The sequence below is a fragment of the Lentzea sp. CC55 genome (genome assembly GCF_021056325.1).
Classification (GTDB): domain Bacteria; phylum Actinomycetota; class Actinomycetes; order Mycobacteriales; family Pseudonocardiaceae; genus Lentzea; species Lentzea jiangxiensis.
This window is the reverse complement of the sequence record NZ_JAJCXE010000006.1, coordinates 90396-107108: the sequence shown is the minus strand read 5'-3', so window position 1 is coordinate 107108 and position 16713 is coordinate 90396. Positions and strand designations below refer to the sequence as shown.

Annotated in this window: 14 protein-coding genes and 1 riboswitch; of the genes, 10 read left to right on the top strand and 4 right to left on the bottom strand. The window is 70.4% G+C overall.

The features are described 5' to 3' along the window. The first annotated feature begins 269 nt into the window (after positions 1 to 269). The 3 genes from L6E10_RS04550 to L6E10_RS04540 all read left to right on the top strand — a co-directional run bounded on the left by L6E10_RS04550 (position 270) and on the right by L6E10_RS04540 (position 3430). Positions 270 to 920, top strand: coding sequence for a TVP38/TMEM64 family protein (locus L6E10_RS04550; protein ID WP_236217082.1), 651 nt, complete (start codon positions 270 to 272; stop codon positions 918 to 920). Between the two features lie 489 nt (positions 921 to 1409). Continuing rightward, positions 1410 to 2999, top strand: coding sequence for a TROVE domain-containing protein (locus L6E10_RS04545; protein ID WP_236217080.1), 1590 nt, complete (start codon positions 1410 to 1412; stop codon positions 2997 to 2999). A 77-nt stretch (positions 3000 to 3076) separates the two neighbouring features. Further along, complete coding sequence (locus tag L6E10_RS04540) at positions 3077 to 3430, top strand: helix-turn-helix domain-containing protein (RefSeq protein WP_236217078.1); 354 nt, start codon at positions 3077 to 3079, stop codon at positions 3428 to 3430. A gap of 1 nt (position 3431) precedes the next feature. Here L6E10_RS04540 and L6E10_RS04535 read toward each other — a convergent pair whose 3' ends face one another. Both L6E10_RS04535 and gcvH read right to left on the bottom strand, forming a co-directional pair. Beyond that, positions 3432 to 4796 carry an L-serine ammonia-lyase gene (locus L6E10_RS04535; RefSeq protein ID WP_236217076.1) on the bottom strand — a complete coding sequence of 455 codons (1365 nt, stop codon included), beginning with the start codon at positions 4794 to 4796 and terminating at the stop codon, positions 3432 to 3434. 43 nt (positions 4797 to 4839) lie between these two features. Continuing rightward, positions 4840 to 5223 (bottom strand): glycine cleavage system protein GcvH, encoded by a 384-nt coding sequence (gene gcvH / locus L6E10_RS04530; RefSeq protein ID WP_090095020.1) that lies wholly within the window; start codon positions 5221 to 5223, stop codon positions 4840 to 4842. A gap of 63 nt (positions 5224 to 5286) precedes the next feature. Next, positions 5287 to 5381, bottom strand: a riboswitch (glycine riboswitch). A gap of 224 nt (positions 5382 to 5605) precedes the next feature. On the opposite strand from gcvH, the gene ald reads away from it, so the two are divergent. Beyond that, complete coding sequence (gene ald / locus L6E10_RS04525; protein WP_236217074.1) at positions 5606 to 6718, top strand: alanine dehydrogenase; 1113 nt, start codon at positions 5606 to 5608, stop codon at positions 6716 to 6718. Between the two features lie 55 nt (positions 6719 to 6773). Here ald and L6E10_RS04520 read toward each other — a convergent pair whose 3' ends face one another. Both L6E10_RS04520 and L6E10_RS04515 read right to left on the bottom strand, forming a co-directional pair. Next, complete coding sequence (locus L6E10_RS04520) at positions 6774 to 7454, bottom strand: TetR/AcrR family transcriptional regulator (protein ID WP_236217072.1); 681 nt, start codon at positions 7452 to 7454, stop codon at positions 6774 to 6776. Positions 7455 to 7464: 10 nt separating this feature from the next. Beyond that, entirely contained in the window at positions 7465 to 8913 is a 1449-nt protein-coding gene (locus tag L6E10_RS04515) for an MFS transporter (RefSeq protein WP_236217070.1), read from the bottom strand. Between the two features lie 410 nt (positions 8914 to 9323). Here L6E10_RS04515 and L6E10_RS04510 point away from each other — a divergent pair, with 410 nt between their 5' ends. The 6 genes from L6E10_RS04510 (at position 9324) to L6E10_RS04485 (ending at position 16429) form a co-directional block, all read left to right on the top strand. Continuing rightward, positions 9324 to 9506: a hypothetical protein gene (locus L6E10_RS04510; protein WP_090095016.1), complete on the top strand. Its 183-nt coding sequence runs from the start codon at positions 9324 to 9326 to the stop codon at positions 9504 to 9506. Beyond that, positions 9506 to 9844 (top strand): hypothetical protein, encoded by a 339-nt coding sequence (locus L6E10_RS04505; RefSeq protein ID WP_236217068.1) that lies wholly within the window; start codon positions 9506 to 9508, stop codon positions 9842 to 9844. Before L6E10_RS04510 ends, L6E10_RS04505 begins: the two co-directional genes overlap by 1 nt. A 111-nt stretch (positions 9845 to 9955) precedes the next feature. Then, positions 9956 to 10912: an ABC transporter ATP-binding protein gene (locus L6E10_RS04500; RefSeq protein WP_236217066.1), complete on the top strand. Its 957-nt coding sequence runs from the start codon at positions 9956 to 9958 to the stop codon at positions 10910 to 10912. Continuing rightward, entirely contained in the window at positions 10912 to 11784 is an 873-nt protein-coding gene (locus tag L6E10_RS04495; RefSeq protein WP_236217064.1) for a hypothetical protein, read from the top strand. The genes L6E10_RS04500 and L6E10_RS04495 overlap by 1 nt, the downstream gene beginning before the upstream one ends. Positions 11785 to 11831: 47 nt before the next feature. Beyond that, entirely contained in the window at positions 11832 to 15560 is a 3729-nt protein-coding gene (locus L6E10_RS04490; RefSeq protein WP_236217062.1) for an ABC transporter ATP-binding protein, read from the top strand. Between the two features lie 35 nt (positions 15561 to 15595). Continuing rightward, on the top strand, positions 15596 to 16429 hold the full coding sequence (locus L6E10_RS04485; RefSeq protein ID WP_236217060.1) for an ATP-grasp domain-containing protein: 834 nt from the start codon (positions 15596 to 15598) through the stop codon (positions 16427 to 16429). Positions 16430 to 16713 lie beyond the last annotated feature (284 nt).

The following is a 16713-nucleotide window of genomic DNA, read 5'->3' as shown; positions in this document are numbered from 1 at the left end:
ACAACACTGAACGCGGTCACCACGCACTCGACGGGCACCCACCCATCAGCCGCGTTCAGTCACCAACCTCATGACCAAGTACACCTAGACCCACGGTGGACCGGGACGGTGGTGGCCGAGGGCCCACCACGCCCGTGTACGCCGAACGGGCCGGGTCGAGCACCCAGTGCCCCGGAAACGGCACGAGATCGTCACTCAGGTGAGTCCCTTCGCCGAACCTGCGCCACTGGCGGATTGTCCGGCGCATCGACGTGGGCGACCATCACCCGATGAGTTATGAGACGGGCGTCCGGTGGAAGTGGATACCGGCCGTCGTGCTCGGCTTCGTGCTGCTGAGCTGGATCGTGTTCGAGGCTCTCGACCTCATCGACTTCGACGGGGTCGTGACGTGGGTGCGCGGCATCGATCCCGTGTGGGCTGCGGTGGCGATCTTCGCCCTGCTCGTCGTGGACGTGCTGCTGCCCGTGCCGTCCACCCCGCTCATCGTGCTGGCGGGAACGGCGCTCGGCCTGCCCCTCGGGCTGGCGCTCGCGGTCGTCGGCTCCCTGGGTTCCTCCGCCGCGGGGTACGCCCTCGGCCGGTTCGCGGGTCCTGTGCTCGTGCGCCGCGTGGTGACCATCGAGGAGCTGACCGAGATGCGGCGGTGGGGCCGCCAGTTCGGGCCCTGGTTCTTCGGGGTCGCGCGCGGCATCCCGATGATGGCGGAAACGGTGTCGGTCTCCGCGGGCGTGTCCAGGGTGTCGTTCCGGACTTTCATGGCGTTCACGCTCGTCGGCACCGTGCCGATTTGCGCCGCGTACGTGTTCGCGGGGGCGCAGGCCGACACCGTCGAACAGATCGTGATGATCAGCGCCGTCGGGTTCCTGCTGACCGTCGGGCTTTTCTACCTGCTGCGCCGGCTCGTGAAGGTGGCGCCCTAGGAAAACGGTTTGCACGGCGTGGTTGTATGAATGAGCGCCCGGTGCGCAGCGGAGGGTTACTTCTGGTGATACTCGGGTTCGATTCCTGAAGCCGGCTCCGGCCGGTCTCGCCCACCTCGGTGGGCACGTCACCTTCCGCGATTCGATCTCGGGCGTCCACAAACCCCACATCCGCCGGAAAGAATTCGCTGGCGCGGTGTGGTTGCATTGAAATCGCACCCGGTGCGAAGCCGACGGATACTTCGTCTCCACAACGCAATTGTGCCGTCGGCGGCTTGATCTCGGGAGCGCACAACTCCACACGTGTCCGGTGCGAAGCAGAGGGTTACTTCCATTCGGGATGGGCTGGTTGCGGGTTCGAGTCCCGCCGGCCGGGAAACCGGCCGTAGCTCAACTGGTAGAGCGGCGACGTACCTTCCGCGCCTTTGACCTCGGACACGTGTGGCGTTCGTGGGCTCCCCTTCTTTTTGTCCCGAGGGGGAAGAGCCGATGGCGAAGTTCAACATCTTCCGCGCACGTCCGGCGGGCACCAGCCCGGTCGCCACGGCGCCCGGACCGACCGCGCACACCCACGAGGGCGGCACCGGCCACCCGCGTGACACGAAGTCCGAGCTGTTCCTGCTCGCCGTGTCGAACATGGGCGGCGAGGCCACCTTCTACGAGTCCGGCACCCGGCGCGACACCCGCTTCGCCCAGCTCGTGCGCGACGCCGCGCTCACCGATCCCGAGTGGACCGCACGCCTGCTCGGGTGGCTGCGCGGCGAGGCCAACATGCGCACCGCGTCGCTCGTGGGCGCGGCCGAGTTCGTCCAGGCGCGACTGGCCGCCTCCTCGGACGCCGGCGTCACCAACCGCGCCGTCGTCGACTCGGTGCTCCAGCGAGCCGACGAGCCGGGCGAGCTCCTCGCCTACTGGACCGGCACGCACGGCCGCCGCGTCCCGAAGCCGATCAAGCGGGGCATCGCCGACGCCGTCGCGCGCCTCTACGACGAGCGCGCCGTCCTGAAGTGGGACAGCGACGCCCGCGGCTTCCGCATGGCCGACGTCCTGAACCTCGCGCACCCCTCGCCGGGCGCGGACTGGCAGGGCTCGCTCTTCCAGTACGTGCTGGACCGCCGTCGTTCCCCCGACACCGCGATCCCGGCGGAGCTGCGCACGATCACGGCACGCCGTGAGCTGATGGCGTGGCCGGTCGAGCAGCGGCGCGCGCTGTTCTCCCGCCCGGACGCGGCCGACGTGCTGCGCCGGGCCGGGATGACGTGGGAGTCGGTGGCCGGGTGGCTGCAGGGACCGCTCACGCGCGAGGTGTGGGAGGCGCTGGCACCGTCGATGGGCTACATGGCCGCGCTCCGCAACCTCAGGAACTTCGACGAGGCGGGCATGTCCGACGAGGTCGCGGCGCAGGTCGCGGCCCGGCTGGCCGACCCCGGCCAGGTCGCCCGCTCGCGCCAGTTCCCGTTCCGCTTCCTGTCCGCCTACGAGGCGGCGCCGAGCCTGCGCTGGGGTCACGCCCTGGACCAGGCGCTGCAGGCGTCGCTGAGCAACCTGCCCGCGCTGCCGGGCCGGTCGCTGGTCCTCGTCGACACCTCGGCGTCGATGACGCACGGCACGATCTCGGCCCGCTCGAAGGTCACCCCGGCCAAGGCCGCGGCGGTCTTCGGCGTCGCGCTCGGCGCGAAGGGCGAGCAGGTCGACGTCGTCGGGTTCGCGGACGGCACGTTCCGACACGAGGTCCCGCGCGGGGCGTCGGTGATCCGGGAGGTCGACCGGTTCCTGGAGCGCATCGGTGAGGTCGGCCACGGCACGGACGTCGTCGGCTCGCTGAAGCGCGCCTACCGGCGGCACGACCGCGTGTTCATCATCTCGGACATGCAGACGATCGGCGCGCCGCACGGGGAGGGCGTCTCGGACGTCGTGCCGCGGCACGTACCGGTCTACGGGTTCAACCTGAACGGGTACCGGCACGCGGCGTTCGCGACCGGCGGGGCCGGCCGTCACGAGTTCGGGGGCCTGACGGACGCGACCTTCCGCATGGTGCCCCTGCTCGAAGCGGGCCGGAACGCCACCTGGCCGTTCTGAGGTGTGAGAGCTCTCCCTGACGCGGAGAGCTCTCACACTTACTATCAGTTAGCGCCTTGACCAGCTATGATGCCGCCATGGAGTACAACGTGTTCGCGAAGGCGTGCCCGTCACGTCCCTTGCTGGAGCACGTCACCGGCAGGTGGGGCGGCCTGACCCTGGGCGTGCTCGTGGACGGCCCGCTGCGCTTCAACGAGCTGCGCCGCCGCGTCGACGGGGTCAGCGAGAAGATGCTGTCGCAGACGTTGCAGGCGCTGGAGCGCGACGGGCTCGTGCACCGGGAGGCCCAGCACACGAACCCGCCGCGGGTCGACTACAGCCTCACACCGCTCGGGCGCGAGACGGCGGAGCGGCTGTTGTCGCTGATCCACCTGCTGGAAGCGCGGATGCCCGAGGTGCTGCAGGCCCAGCAGACCTACGACGCCCGCTGAGTCAGCACTCGATCACGTTGACGGCGAGTCCGCCGCGCGCGGTCTCCTTGTACTTCACCGACATGTCCTTGCCGGTGTCCCGCATGGTCTTGATGACCTTGTCGAGCGACACGAAGTGCGAACCGTCGCCGCGCAAAGCCATGCGCACGGCCGTGATGGCCTTGATGGACGCGACGGCGTTGCGTTCGATGCACGGGATCTGCACCAGGCCGCCGATCGGGTCGCAGGTGAGGCCGAGGTTGTGCTCCATCGCGATCTCGGCCGCGTTCTCGACCTGTTCGGGGGTGCCCCCGAGCACCTCCGCGAGGCCTCCGGCCGCCATCGAGCACGCGGAGCCGACCTCGCCCTGGCAGCCGACCTCGGCGCCGGAGATCGACGCGTTCTCCTTGAACAGCACGCCGATCGCGCCGGCGGTCAGCAGGAAGCGGACCACGCCGTCGTCCGAGGCTCCCGGCACGAACCTCGTGTAGTAGTGCAGGACCGCGGGGACGATGCCGGCCGCGCCGTTGGTCGGCGCGGTGACGACGCGGCCGCCCGCCGCGTTCTCCTCGTTGACCGCCAGCGCGAAGAGCGTGACCCAGTCCATGACGCGCAGCGGGTCGGTGACGAAGTGCTCGCCCTCCAGGCGTTTGCGCATCTCGGCGGCGCGGCGGCGGACCTTCAGGCCGCCGGGCAGGATGCCGTGCTCGGTGCAGCCGCGTTCGACGCACTCCTGCATGACGTGCCAGATGTGCAGCAGTCCCGACCGCACTTCTTCTTCGGTCCGCCACGACAGCTCGTTGGCCATCATGATCTCGCTGATCGACAGGCCGGTCTCGCGGCAGCGCGCGAGCAGCTGGTCGCCGGTGAGGAACGGGTGGGGCAGCGGCGTCGAGTCGGGCTTGATGCGGTCGGTGCCGGAGGCGTTCTCGTCGACGACGAACCCGCCGCCGATCGAGTAGTAGACGGCGTGCTCGACGGACTCGCCGCCGCTGAACGCCTCGAAGCTCATCCCGTTGGGGTGCAGCGGAAGTGACTTGCGGCGGTGCATGACGAGGTCGCGGTCGTGCACGAACTCGATCTCGTGCGTGCCGCCGAGCCGGAGCCGTCCGCCGCCGACGATCTCCTCGACGCGGTGGGCGGCGGCGGTGGGGTCCACCTCCTCGGGGAGGTTGCCCTCGAGTCCGAGGAACACGGCCTTCGGGCTGCCGTGGCCGTGGCCGGTCGCGCCGAGCGAGCCGAACAGCTCGACGTGCACGCGGTCCACTTCGGACGCACGCGCACCGAGCTTCTCGACGAACATCGCCGCCGCGCGCATCGGGCCGACGGTGTGGGAGCTGGACGGTCCGATGCCGACGGAGAAAAGGTCGAAAACGCTGATCGCCACTGATCAGTCCTTCGTGGTGGTGGAGCGGTCAGTCAGGCCCATGTCAGCCGGTCTGGGTGAGTTCGGCGTACTTGGCCGCCGTGAGCAGGTTCTCGGCCGACTCGACGCGGACCTTGAACAGCCAGCCGGCGCCGTACGGGTCGTTGTTCACGATCGCCGGGTCGTCGACGACGGCGCTGTTGACCTCGATCACCTCACCGGTGACGGGCGAGAACAGGTCGCTGACGGACTTGGTGGACTCGAGCTCGCCGCACACCTCGTTGGTGACGACCTTCGCGCCGACCTCGGGCAGCTGCACGAAGACGATGTCGCCCAGGGCGTCCGCCGCGTACTCGGTGATCCCGCAGGTCAGCGGGTCCTGGGTACCCGGCGTCCAGTCGACCCACTCGTGCTCGGCGGTGTAGAGCAGGTTCTCGGGGAACTGCACGGCGCGACTCCTCTGGCTGTGACGGGACAGGACACTTGCGCCCCCTCCGCCGTGCAGAGTTGCCTACCCCGAGTGGTCTTGCTGCCTGAGAGTGTGCGGGAGCTTGCCCCTTCGGCGCCCCGACCGACGTTCGTCGGGGTCTCTCCCACTCGGGTTCTGGCGCTGTCGCGCCGCGGCCGGTCTTCAGTTCTCGGAGGCGAACGCTATGTGCGGCCCCGCCGGGTGTCAACGCGGACGGGTCGAGTCACACGCGAGCGCAAACCAGGTGGCTCTGTCCCAAGTGAACAACCGCACACGTGCTCGATAGTGCGATTCGCACAGTGACATGACCTTCCCGCTGCCCCACATTGTGAGATGTCGGCCACCGAACGGAGGAGTCATCGTGCGGATCGCAGTTCCCCGCGAGATCAAGAACCACGAGTACCGCGTCGCTCTCACCCCTGCCGGTGCGCACGAGCTGACGAGCCGCGGGCACGACGTGTTCGTCGAGCAGGGCGCCGGTCTGGGCTCCGCGATCACCGACGAGGAGTACCTCGCCGCGGGCGCCAAGGTCCTCGCGACCGCCGACGACGTCTGGGCCGAGGGCGACCTGGTCCTCAAGGTCAAGGAGCCGATCGCCGAGGAGTACCCCCGCCTGCGCGCCGGCCAGACCCTCTTCACGTACCTGCACCTCGCCGCCGACAAGCCGCTGACCGAGGCGCTGCTGGCGTCCGGCACCACGGCCATCGCCTACGAGACCGTGCAGCTGCCGAACCGCGCGCTGCCGCTGCTCGCCCCGATGTCCGAGGTCGCGGGCCGCCTGGCCCCGCAGGTCGGCGCGTTCTCGCTGATGAAGCCGTCCGGTGGCCGCGGCGTGCTGCCCGGTGGCGTCCCCGGTGTCGCCCCGGCCCGCGTGGTCGTGATCGGCGGTGGTGTGGCCGGTCTCAACGCCGCGACCATCGCCGTGGGCATGGGCGCGGACGTGCAGATCCTCGACACCAACGTCGACCGGCTGCGCCAGATCGACGCCCAGTTCGCCGGCCGCCTGCGCACGCTCGCCTCGAACTCGTTCGCGATCGAGCAGGCCGTCCGCGAGGCCGACCTGGTCATCGGCGCCGTGCTCGTCCCCGGTGCCGCCGCTCCGAAGCTCGTCTCGAACGCGCTGGTCGCCGAGATGAAGCCGGGTTCGGTGCTCGTCGACATCGCGATCGACCAGGGCGGCTGCTTCGAGGACTCGCGCGCCACCACGCACGCCGAGCCGACCTACGAGGTCCACAACTCGGTGTTCTACTGCGTCGCGAACATGCCAGGCGCCGTCCCGCGCACCTCGACCTACGCGCTGACCAACGTGACGCTGCCCTACGCCGTCGCGCTGGCCGACAAGGGCTGGGAGAAGGCGCTGAAGGACGACCGTTCGCTCGCGCTGGGCCTCAACGCCCACGCCGGCAAGCTGACCAACGGCCCGGTGGCCGAGGCGACCGGCCTCGAGCACACGCCGCTGGAGTCCGTGATCTGAGAGCCAACCCGATGAATGAGGCCCCCGCACGCGTGAACCGCTGCGGGGGTTTCGCCTACCTGAGGGCTTCGACGCGGGCCTTGACGCCTTCGATCACGCAGTCCAGGCCGAACTCGAACTGCCGCTCCAGCGACCACAGCTCGCCCTCGTCGAGCATCGCGACGTACCGGGGGTGCTTGTCCCGGTACAGGTCGGCGATCTTGGCCATGTCCGGCGGTGGCGAGTCCATCCCGCCGCGAGCGATGAAGTTGACCTCGGCGATCGCGTACCCGTTGACGAAGCTGCCCACCGTGGCGATCGACTGGGCCGCCGCGACGGTCGACAGCCCGGCGCGCAACATCGGCCCGAACATGGCGTCCGCGTAGGCCACGGCGTTCGGGCCGATGGTGTTGAACTCCCCGATCCCGCGGATCCACCACGGGTGCTTGAGCGCGAGCTGACGCAGCTCGCGCATCATCGCGCGCACCGCGGTCTCCCAGTCGGTCTCGGGATCGGGGAGGGTGAACTCGCCGTAGACCTCGTCGAGGCACAGCTCGATCAGCGCGTCCTTCGTCGGCACGTGCCAGTACAGCGACATCGGCGCCGCGCCGAGTTCCGCGGCCAGCTTGCGCATCGACAGCTTCTGCAGACCGTGCCGGTCCAGCAGTTCCAGGGCCTTGCGGACGATCGCCTCGCGGCTCAGGCCGAGGGGCTGCCCGCTGCTGGGCCTGGGCTTGCTGAACCACACGCTGTCCACGTCGACGATCCTAGGCACGCCGCAGCAAGACGCTGGCCACAACACCTCCCAGGAAGACGGCCGCGGCACCGGTCAGAAGGCTCACGGTCATGCCGTTCGAGAACGCCTCGCGCACGACCGCGATGTCCGCGCCGCTGTGCAGCGCCTCGCTCAGGGACCGTCCCGGAACGCCGTCGGGCAGCGAGGCCACGAACCTCGCCGACAGCAGCGCGCCCAGCACGGCGATGCCGAACGAGGACCCCAGCTCCGTGAGCGTTCCCGAGAGCCCGGACGCGATGCCGGCCCGTTCCGGCGGGATCGAGCCCATCAGCGCGTTGACCGCGACCGGTTGCGACACACCGACTCCGACGCCGATGAGGACCAGGCCGGCGAGCGTCGGCGGGTAGGTGGTGCCGACCGACAGCAGTGCCACGCCGCTCGCGACGATCGTCATGCCGAGCAGCATCGCCCTGCCCGCGCCGAGCTTCACCACGAGCTGTCCCAGCGTGTTGCTGGTGATCAGCAGCGCGATCGCCATGGGCGCGACGCGCACGCCCGCTTCCAGCGGGCTGTAGCCGAGCACGCCCTGGAGGTGTTGCGTCAGCAGGAAGAGCGAGCCCGCCATGCCGAACGCCGCCAGCACGCCCGACGCCACCGCGCCGGTGAAGCGGCGGTGGGAGAAGAACGCGAGGTCGAGCATCGGGTCGGTGGTGTGCCGTTCCCACAACGCGAAGCCGGTCATGGTCACCAGACCGATCGCGATCGGGACGCCGAACTCGGCCGACGCGAACCCGTGCTCCGGCACCTCGATCACGGCGTAGACGACCGACACCATGCCGATGATCGACAGGATCGAGCCGACCACGTCCGGCCTGCGCACGGTCGGGTCCTTCGACTCCGGCACGAGCGTCGCGACGGCCGCGACGGCGAGGACCGCCACCGGCACGTTGATCAGGAACACCGAGCCCCACCAGAAGTGCTTGATGAGCGCGCCGCCGATCACCGGGCCCGCCGCGAAGCCGAGGCTCGTGACGGCGGCCCAGATGCCGATGGCCTTCGGGCGTTCCTTGTCGTCGAACAGCTGCATGAGCACGGCGAGCGTGCCGGGCATCAGCACGGCGGCGCCGATCCCCATGAAGCCGCGGGCCGCGATCAACGCCTCGGACGAGCTCGCGTAGGCCGCGACGGCGCTGCCCGCGCCGAACAGCACGAGTCCGGCCAGGAGCGCGCGCTTGCGGCCGAACCTGTCGCTCAGCGATCCGGTCGTGAGCAGCAGGCCCGCCAGTGCGAGCGAGTAGGCGTTGATCATCCACTGGATGTCCGCGGTGCTCGCGCCCAGGCCGGTGGAGATCGACGGGATCGCCACGTTGAGCACGGTGTTGTCCAGCACCACGACCATCACGGACAGGCAGAGCACGCCGAGCACGGCCCAGCGCTGCGGGTGCGGGCGCACCCCGACCTCCTCGGTCGTCGAAGTCATCTCGTCCCCCTTACGGTGTACGAGAAACTTACAGCGTACGAGAGGACGGAGCGCAAGTCCTTTTCGGAAATGAAGGAATTTCAGAAATGGGGCGGGGATACCCCGGACAGCACTGCGGGCTCCGGCGAACCGGCCGAATGCCGAGTGCGCCGAAGCCCGCGAACGTAAAGGGCGGCCGCGCTCAACCAGCCTGGGGGTCACTGGGAGCGGGGCCGCCGTGACCAAATATAGCGGGCTTCCGCACACCGCGCCCAGCGGCCCCGCCGAATCGCGACCCAAAAGTTTCCCGACTGGACCACTGCCCGTCTCCGGCCCGTCCGGCAAACGAGTGAATTCCCGGGTGCCCGGTGCGGAGAGCAGGGCCGACGGCCGATGAAGACGGAGTCGGGTGTCGCTCGATAGGAGATTCCATGGCTGAACCACAGGGATGGATCCACTGCCACGACCCGTTCGGTCGCGACAGGTCGATGACCGTTCTGGTGGAGAAGGACCGGGTCCTGCTGGTCACGCCGCCCGGCGAGACCGCTGTGATGTCCGCCACCCAGACCCGCCGGCTGGGCTCCCTGCTCGACCAGGCCACGGCGAAGATGTGATGGACGAGGCCCTGCGCGACGCGGTGCTGCACCGCCTGGCACTGCTGGACGAGGTCGCCGGGCACGGAGAGGCGGAAGCGCTGGCCCGCGCGGAGATCCACCGCCTCGCGGACGGCTGGCGGCTGCTGCTGACGCTGCACCAGCCCGGCGAGGACGGCCGGTGCCGGTCGTGTCCCGGCTGGCTGCGCCGCCGCCGGTGGCCGTGCCGGGTCTGGACCACGGCGCACCGGCACCTGGTCGGCGAAGGTCCGCCGCACCGCGAGCGACGTCGGCCGCTGCGCACCCCTTTCACCCGATCAGGCGTGATCGGGATCCCGGCGGAGACCCCGCCGAGATGACCACCGAACCGCGGGTCCCCACCACCGGTCCACCGCCGAAGCACCGGGCGCCCGTCGTGTCCCGCCCGAAGCACGCCTTGCCGGAGTGACCTTTCAGGCAGGATGGGCCGCATGCATGACGGCAGCGGCCTCATCGCGGTCCAGAACCTGACCAAGCAGTTCGGTCCGGTGGTCGCGGTGCAGAACCTGAGCTTCACCGTGTCACCCGGCAGCGTTACGGGCTTCCTCGGCCCGAACGGCGCGGGCAAGACGACGACCCTGCGGATGTTGCTGGGTCTCGTGAAGCCCACGGGCGGCACGGCGACGATCAACGGACGACCGTTCCACCAACTCGGCCAGCCCGGCCGCGTGGTGGGCGCGGTGCTGGAGGCGCAGGGGTTCCACCCGGCGCGCTCGGCCCGCGACCACCTGCGCGTGTACGCGGCGGCCATCGGCGTGCCGGACGCGCAGGCCGACCAGGTCATCGGCCTGGTCGGCCTGGGCAGCGCCGCCGACCGCAAGGTGGGCGGGTTCTCGCTCGGCATGAAGCAGAGGCTGGCGCTGGCCACGGCGCTGCTCGGCGACCCGCAGGTCCTCGTGCTGGACGAGCCGGCCAACGGCCTCGACCCCGAGGGCATCGCGTGGCTGCGCACGTTCCTGCAGTCGTACGCGCGCATGGGCCGCACGGTGCTCATCTCCAGCCACCTGCTGGCCGAGGTCGAGCAGACCGTCGACCAAGTCGTGATCATCTCGCGTGGGCAGACGATGTTCTACGGGCCGTTGGAACAGCTGCGGCAGTCGCAGCAGAAGCGCGTTCTCGTGCAGCCGTCGGACATCAACGCTCTCGCGACCGCTCTCCGCGCCGAGGGCGTGCAGGCGATCGAGCAACTGCCGGACGGCCGGCTCGCCGTGTCCGGTGTGGACTCCCGGCGCGTGGCGGACAGCGCGCTGAAGGCCGGCGTGTCGATCTACGGCATCCAGGAGGAGCAGGTCGACCTCGAGCGGCTGTTCTTCCAGCTCACCAGTGGCCAGTACGCCGGGTACGCGCCGGCTCCGGCTCCGTTCAAGCAGCAGGGTGGGTGGGCCTGATGGGAAACCTCGTCCAGGCGGAGCTCCGCAAGACGACGACGACCGGCCTGTGGTGGGGTCTGCTGATCCCGACGGTGGTGCTGGCGCTCGGCTGGGGGCTCGCGACCGGCCTGCTGGGGCAGTTCTTCGTGGACTTCGCGTCGAGCAGCGACGTCGACGAGGTGTCGGACTTCCTCGGCGTCACGCCGGACCAGTGGAAGGTCTCGCTGTTCGGCATCGCGCGGGCGATCAACATCTCGACGATCTTCCCGATGGTCTTCGGCGCGATGGCGATCTCGGGTGAGATCAACCGCCGCACCATCACCACCACGTTCCTGACCGCGCCGTCGCGCATGCACGCGATGCTGGCGAAGATGCTGGTCTACGTGCTGTGGGGCGCGATCTACGGCCTCGCGATCATGCTGTTCGTCGGCATCGGCGTGGTCGTCACCAGCGACGCGGGGCAGCTGCCGGACGCGGGCGGCTGGGCGATGCTCACGCTGGTCTGCGTGCTGTCGTCGATCCTGATGACGATGTTCGGCGTGGGCGTCGGGGCGCTGGTCACGAACGTCGCGGGCAGCGTCGTGCTGCTCCTGCTGTACTTCCTGGTCATCGAGAACGTCCTGCACTTCGTGCTCGCGTACCTGGAGGTCCCGGCGGTGGCCGGCTTCCTGCCGAACGGCTCGATCAACGGCCTCACCGGGTCGGTCGCGGTCGACCTCTTCCTGTCGACGGCGGGCGTGGTGCCGCCGGAGATCGAGGACGTGCTGCGGGCGATCGCGGGTGCGGGCGGCGCGCTCGACTGGTGGTGGTCGGGCCTCGTGTTCCTCGGCTGGGCCGGGATCGCCTTCGCGGGCGGCTGGGCCGTCACGCAGTCCAAGGACATCACCTGACCTGCGGTTCCTGACGTCACAGTTTTGTGTCGGACCCCGAACGTAGGGTGGGTCCCGTGACGAAGGGCTGGATCCGCCGACTGACCGCAGCGTGCTGGCAGCACCCCCGCCTGGTGGTGCTGTCGGTGGTCGCCGCGGTCGTCGGCGTGGGTCTCCAAGCGGCGGGGCCGTTGCTGCTCAAGACCGCGATCGACGACTCGGCGGTGGGCCGCACCGACCGGCTCTGGCCGCTCGTGGTGGCGCTGGTCGGGCTGGAGCTGCTCACGTTCGGGTCGGCGTTCCTGCGCCGCTACCTGGGCGGTCGGCTGGCGCTGGGCGTGCAGCACGACCTGCGGCTCGGCGTGTTCTCGGCCGTGCAGCGGCTCGACGGCGCGAAGCAGGACGAGCTGCGGACCGGGCAGATCGTGTCGCGCTCGATCACCGACCTGCAGCTGGTGCAGTCGCTGCTGATGATGGCGCCGCTGGCCGTGGGCACCGTGGTGTTCGCCCTGGCCGCGCTCGCCGCGATGCTCTACCTCTCGGTGCCGTTGACGATCATCGCGATCATCGTGCTGCCGCTGGTGGCGTGGCTGGCCGGGCGCACCCGGCTGACGCTGTTCCCCGCCACCTGGTCCGCGCAGCAGCGGGCAGCCGACCTGGCGCAGCACGTCGAGGAGACCGTCACCGGCGTGCGCGTGGTGAAGGGCTTCGGCCAGGAGGCGCGGGAGGTCGCGCGGCTGGAGAAGCACGCGAAGGCCCTGTTCGCGGAACGGATGCGGGCGGCAGGGCTGTCGTCGAAGCCCCTCGCGACGGTGACGGCGCTGCCGCTGCTCGGCCAGGTCGGCGTGCTGGGCCTGGGCGGCTGGCTCGCGCTGCACGGCCAGGTCACCCTGGGCACGTTCCTCGCGTTCACGACGTACGTGGCGAACCTCGTGGGGCCGACGCGGCTGCTGTCGAGCCTGATGGTGTCCGCGCAGCTGGCCAGGGCGGGCGTCGAGCGCGTGTACGAGCTGATCGACTCGCAGCCCGACGTCACCGACGGCCCCGACGAGGTGCCCGAGGGGCCGCTCTCCCTGTCGTTCTCCGGCGTCACCTTCGGCTACGCGCGCAGCGAACCGGTCCTGCGGGACTTCTCGATCACGGTCGCGCCCGGTGAGACCCTCGCGCTGGTCGGCACCGCGGGCTCCGGCAAGTCGACGGTGTCGTTGCTGCTCCCCCGCTTCTACGACGTGCACTCCGGATCGGTGCGGATCGGTGGCGCGGACGTGCGGACGTTGCGGCTGGAGTCGCTGCGGCACGCGGTCGGCGTGGTCTTCGAGGAGGCGTTCCTCTTCTCCGACACGGTGTTCTCGAACATCGCGTACGGCAGGCCGGACGCCTCGCGCGAGGAGGTCGAGCGCGCCGCGAAGGCCGCCGAGGCCCACGACTTCATCGAGGCCCTGCCGCTCGGCTACGACACCGTGGTCGGCGAGCGCGGTCTCACGCTGTCCGGCGGTCAGCGCCAGCGCGTCGCCCTGGCCCGCGCCCTGCTCTCCGACCCGCGCGTGCTGCTGCTGGACGACGCGACGTCGGCGGTGGACAACGCGACGGAGGCCGCGATCCACGCGACGCTCGCCTCGGTCACGGCGAACCGCACGACCGTCCTGGTTGCGCACCGCCGTTCCACCCTGTCCCTGGCGGACCGGATCGCGGTCCTGGACGCGGGCCGGGTGGTCGACATCGGCACGCACGAGGAGCTGACGGCCCGCTGTGCCCTCTACCGCGACCTGCTCGCGGGCCCCGGTGAGGCGATCGAGTCCGCCGCGCCGGTCAAGGCCGGCGGCGAGCTGTGGCCGGACCTGTCGCAGGAGGACCTCGACGACCGCCTGATCGCCGAGGCCAGGACCTCCGGTTCCGCGCCGGCCGCGTCCGGCAGGCGCGGTGGTGGCGGAGGCGGTCCCGGTGGTGGCGGCGGCATGGCGGCCCTGGCGGGCGGCCCGCCCACGCCGGAGCTGCTGGCCCAGGTCCGCGAGCTCCCCCCGGCCACCGAGGTCCCCGTCCTGCACGGCGAGGACCCGCGCGCGCCCGACCCCGGCTTCCGCCTGGCCCGCCTGCTGCACCCGGTCCGCTGGGCCCTCGGCGGCGTGGCGGCCCTGGTCGTGCTCGACGCCCTGGTCGGCATGGGCCTGCCGTCCCTCGTCCGCCTGGGCATCGACGGCGGCGTCGTGGGCGGCGCGGAGTCCGCGCTGTGGCAGGCCGTGCTGCTGGGCGTCGGCCTGGTGGTGGTCGGCTGGCTGACGACGGCGGGCAGCACCGTCTTCGCCGCGCGGCTGGGCGAACGCCTGCTCTACCTGCTCCGCGTCCGCAGCTACGCCCACCTGCAACGCCTCGGCCTCGACTACTACGAGCGCGAGATGGCCGGCCGCATCATGACGAGGATGACGACGGACGTCGACGCCCTCTCGACGTTCCTGCAGACGGGTCTCGTCACCGCGGTCATCAGCCTGGTCACGGTCGTGGGCATCACCGCGGCGCTGGTCCTCACCGACGCCTCGCTGGCCCTCATCGCGCTGTCGGTGCTGCCGGTCCTCGTGGTGGCGACGGTGGTCTTCCAGCGCCTCTCCTCCACCGCCTACGCGGAGGCGCGGGAACGCGTCAGCGCGGTGAACGCCGACCTCCAGGAGAACGTCTCCGGCCTGCGCGTCTCCCAGGCCTACACCCGTGAACGCCGCTCGGCGGAGGCCTTCGCCGAACGCAGCGACGCCTACCGCCGCACCCGCCTGCGGGCCCAGCGCTACATCGCCACGTACTTCCCGTTCGTGGCGATGCTCTCCGGAGTGGCCCAGGCGGTCGTCCTGGCGGTGGGCGCCCACCGCGTGGCCACGGGGAGCCTCACGCCCGGCGTCCTGCTGGCGTTCCTGCTGTACCTCGGCCTGTTCTTCAGCCCGATCCAGCAGCTCTCCGGCGTCTTCGACGGCTACCAGCAGGCCAGGGTGGGCCTGCGCAGGATCGGCGACCTCCTGCGCACCCCGAGCACGGTCGAACCGCCGCGCACCCCGGTCGAGGTCCCGGCGCGCCTGCGGGGCGAGGTGGAGCTGCGGGGTGTGTCCTTCACCTACGCGGGGGCGGACCAGCCGGCCATCGACGACGTGACCCTGCACGTGACCCCTGGCGAAACGGTCGCCCTGGTGGGCGAGACGGGCGCGGGCAAGTCCACGCTGGTGAAGCTCGTGGCCCGCTTCTACGACGCCACCGGCGGCTCCGTGCTGGTCGACGGCGTGGACGTCCGCGACTACGACCTGAGCGCCTACCGGCAGCGCCTGGGCGTGGTGCCCCAGGAGGCCCACCTGTTCGGCGGCGACATAGCCGCGAACGTCGCCTACGGCCGCCCCGCGGCGACGCGGCGGGAGATCGAGCAGGCGGTGGAAGCCGTCGGCGCCCTCCCCATGGTCGCCACGCTCCCGAACGGCTTCCACCAGTCCGTGGGCGAGCGCGGCAACCAGCTCTCCGCGGGCCAGCGCCAGCTCGTCGCCCTCGCCAGAGCGGAGCTGGTCGATCCGGACGTGCTCCTGCTCGACGAGGCGACCGCGGCCCTCGACCCGGCCACGGAGTCGGCGGTCCTCGCGGCCAGCGACCGCCTGGCGGGCTCGCGGACGACCTTCGTCGTGGCCCACCGCCTGGCGACGGCCGCGAAGGCCGACCGGATCGTCGTCCTGGCCCACGGCCGGATCGTCGAACAAGGCACCCACGACGACCTCCTGGCGGCGAACGGCACCTATGCCCGCCTGTGGCACCACGGCACCCAGGAAGCCGCCTGACCGACCACCCGATCGCCGAACCCCGAAGGCGAGCCATGTCCCGTTCCCGCCCCACCGTCCTCTACGTCTCCGACCTCGCGTACCCGGCCAAGGGCCGCCGCTACTGCGACGAGGACATCCACCTGACCTCACAACTGCGGCACCACTTCGACCTGGCGATCACCCACCCGGAAAACGCGGTGGACCTGATGGCGGCGTTCGACACCGTGGTGGTCAGGAACAGCGGCCCGGTGCTCGGCTACCAAGCCGCCCACGAAGCCTTCAAAGAGCAGGCGAAAGCCGCGAACCAACGCGTCTACAACCCGTTGACCGGCAAAGGCGACATGGCCGGCAAGCAGTACCTGGTCGACCTGACCGCCGAGGGCTTCCCGGTCATCCCCACGACCGGCGCCGCCGACCTCGACCGGCTCCCCGAAGCACCCGAATACGCGGTGAAGCCCAAAGCCGGAGCCGACTCCCACGGCCTGGAGTTCGTCAAAGCGGAAGACCTGGAAAGCACTCTCGCCGGAAAAGCGGGCGAAGACCTCCTCGTGCAGCCGAAGATCGATTTTCGGTACGAGGTCTCCTTCTACTTCGTGGACCACGACTTCCAGTACGCGCTGCACGCGCCGGACCCGGCGAAGCGCTGGGAGCTGACGCACTACGCGCCGTCGGGGGAAGACCTGGAGTTCGCGAGCCAGTTCGTCCGCTGGAACGACCTCGACCACGGCGTCCAGCGCGTCGACGCCTGTCGCACACGAGACGGCGGCCTGCTGCTCGTCGAACTGGAAGACCTGAACCCGTACCTGTCACTGGACCGCACGACCGAGGAGGTGAGGAAGAACTTCGTCGACGCGATGACGAACTCGATCAGGAGTTCACTGACCTGAACTCCGAACCGCTCTCCTGAACGGCACCGCGGCAGGACAAGATCAATCCGTGGGGACCGCGACTTGTACCTATCGTGAACTCATGGGTGCGCTCGGTGCGTATGCCCGTCCATCAGGCCAACGCATTGCCCGAAAAGGAGGTGACGCGATGAGACGCACCTCAAGAAGTGCTCAACTGCGCGTGACGACAGGCCCGTCCTGATCGATCCTGTGACAGAGCACTCCTTGCCAGGTGCCTCCAGCGTGTGAAGGCCCACGCCGGGGGGACTAACCTGACTACCGCA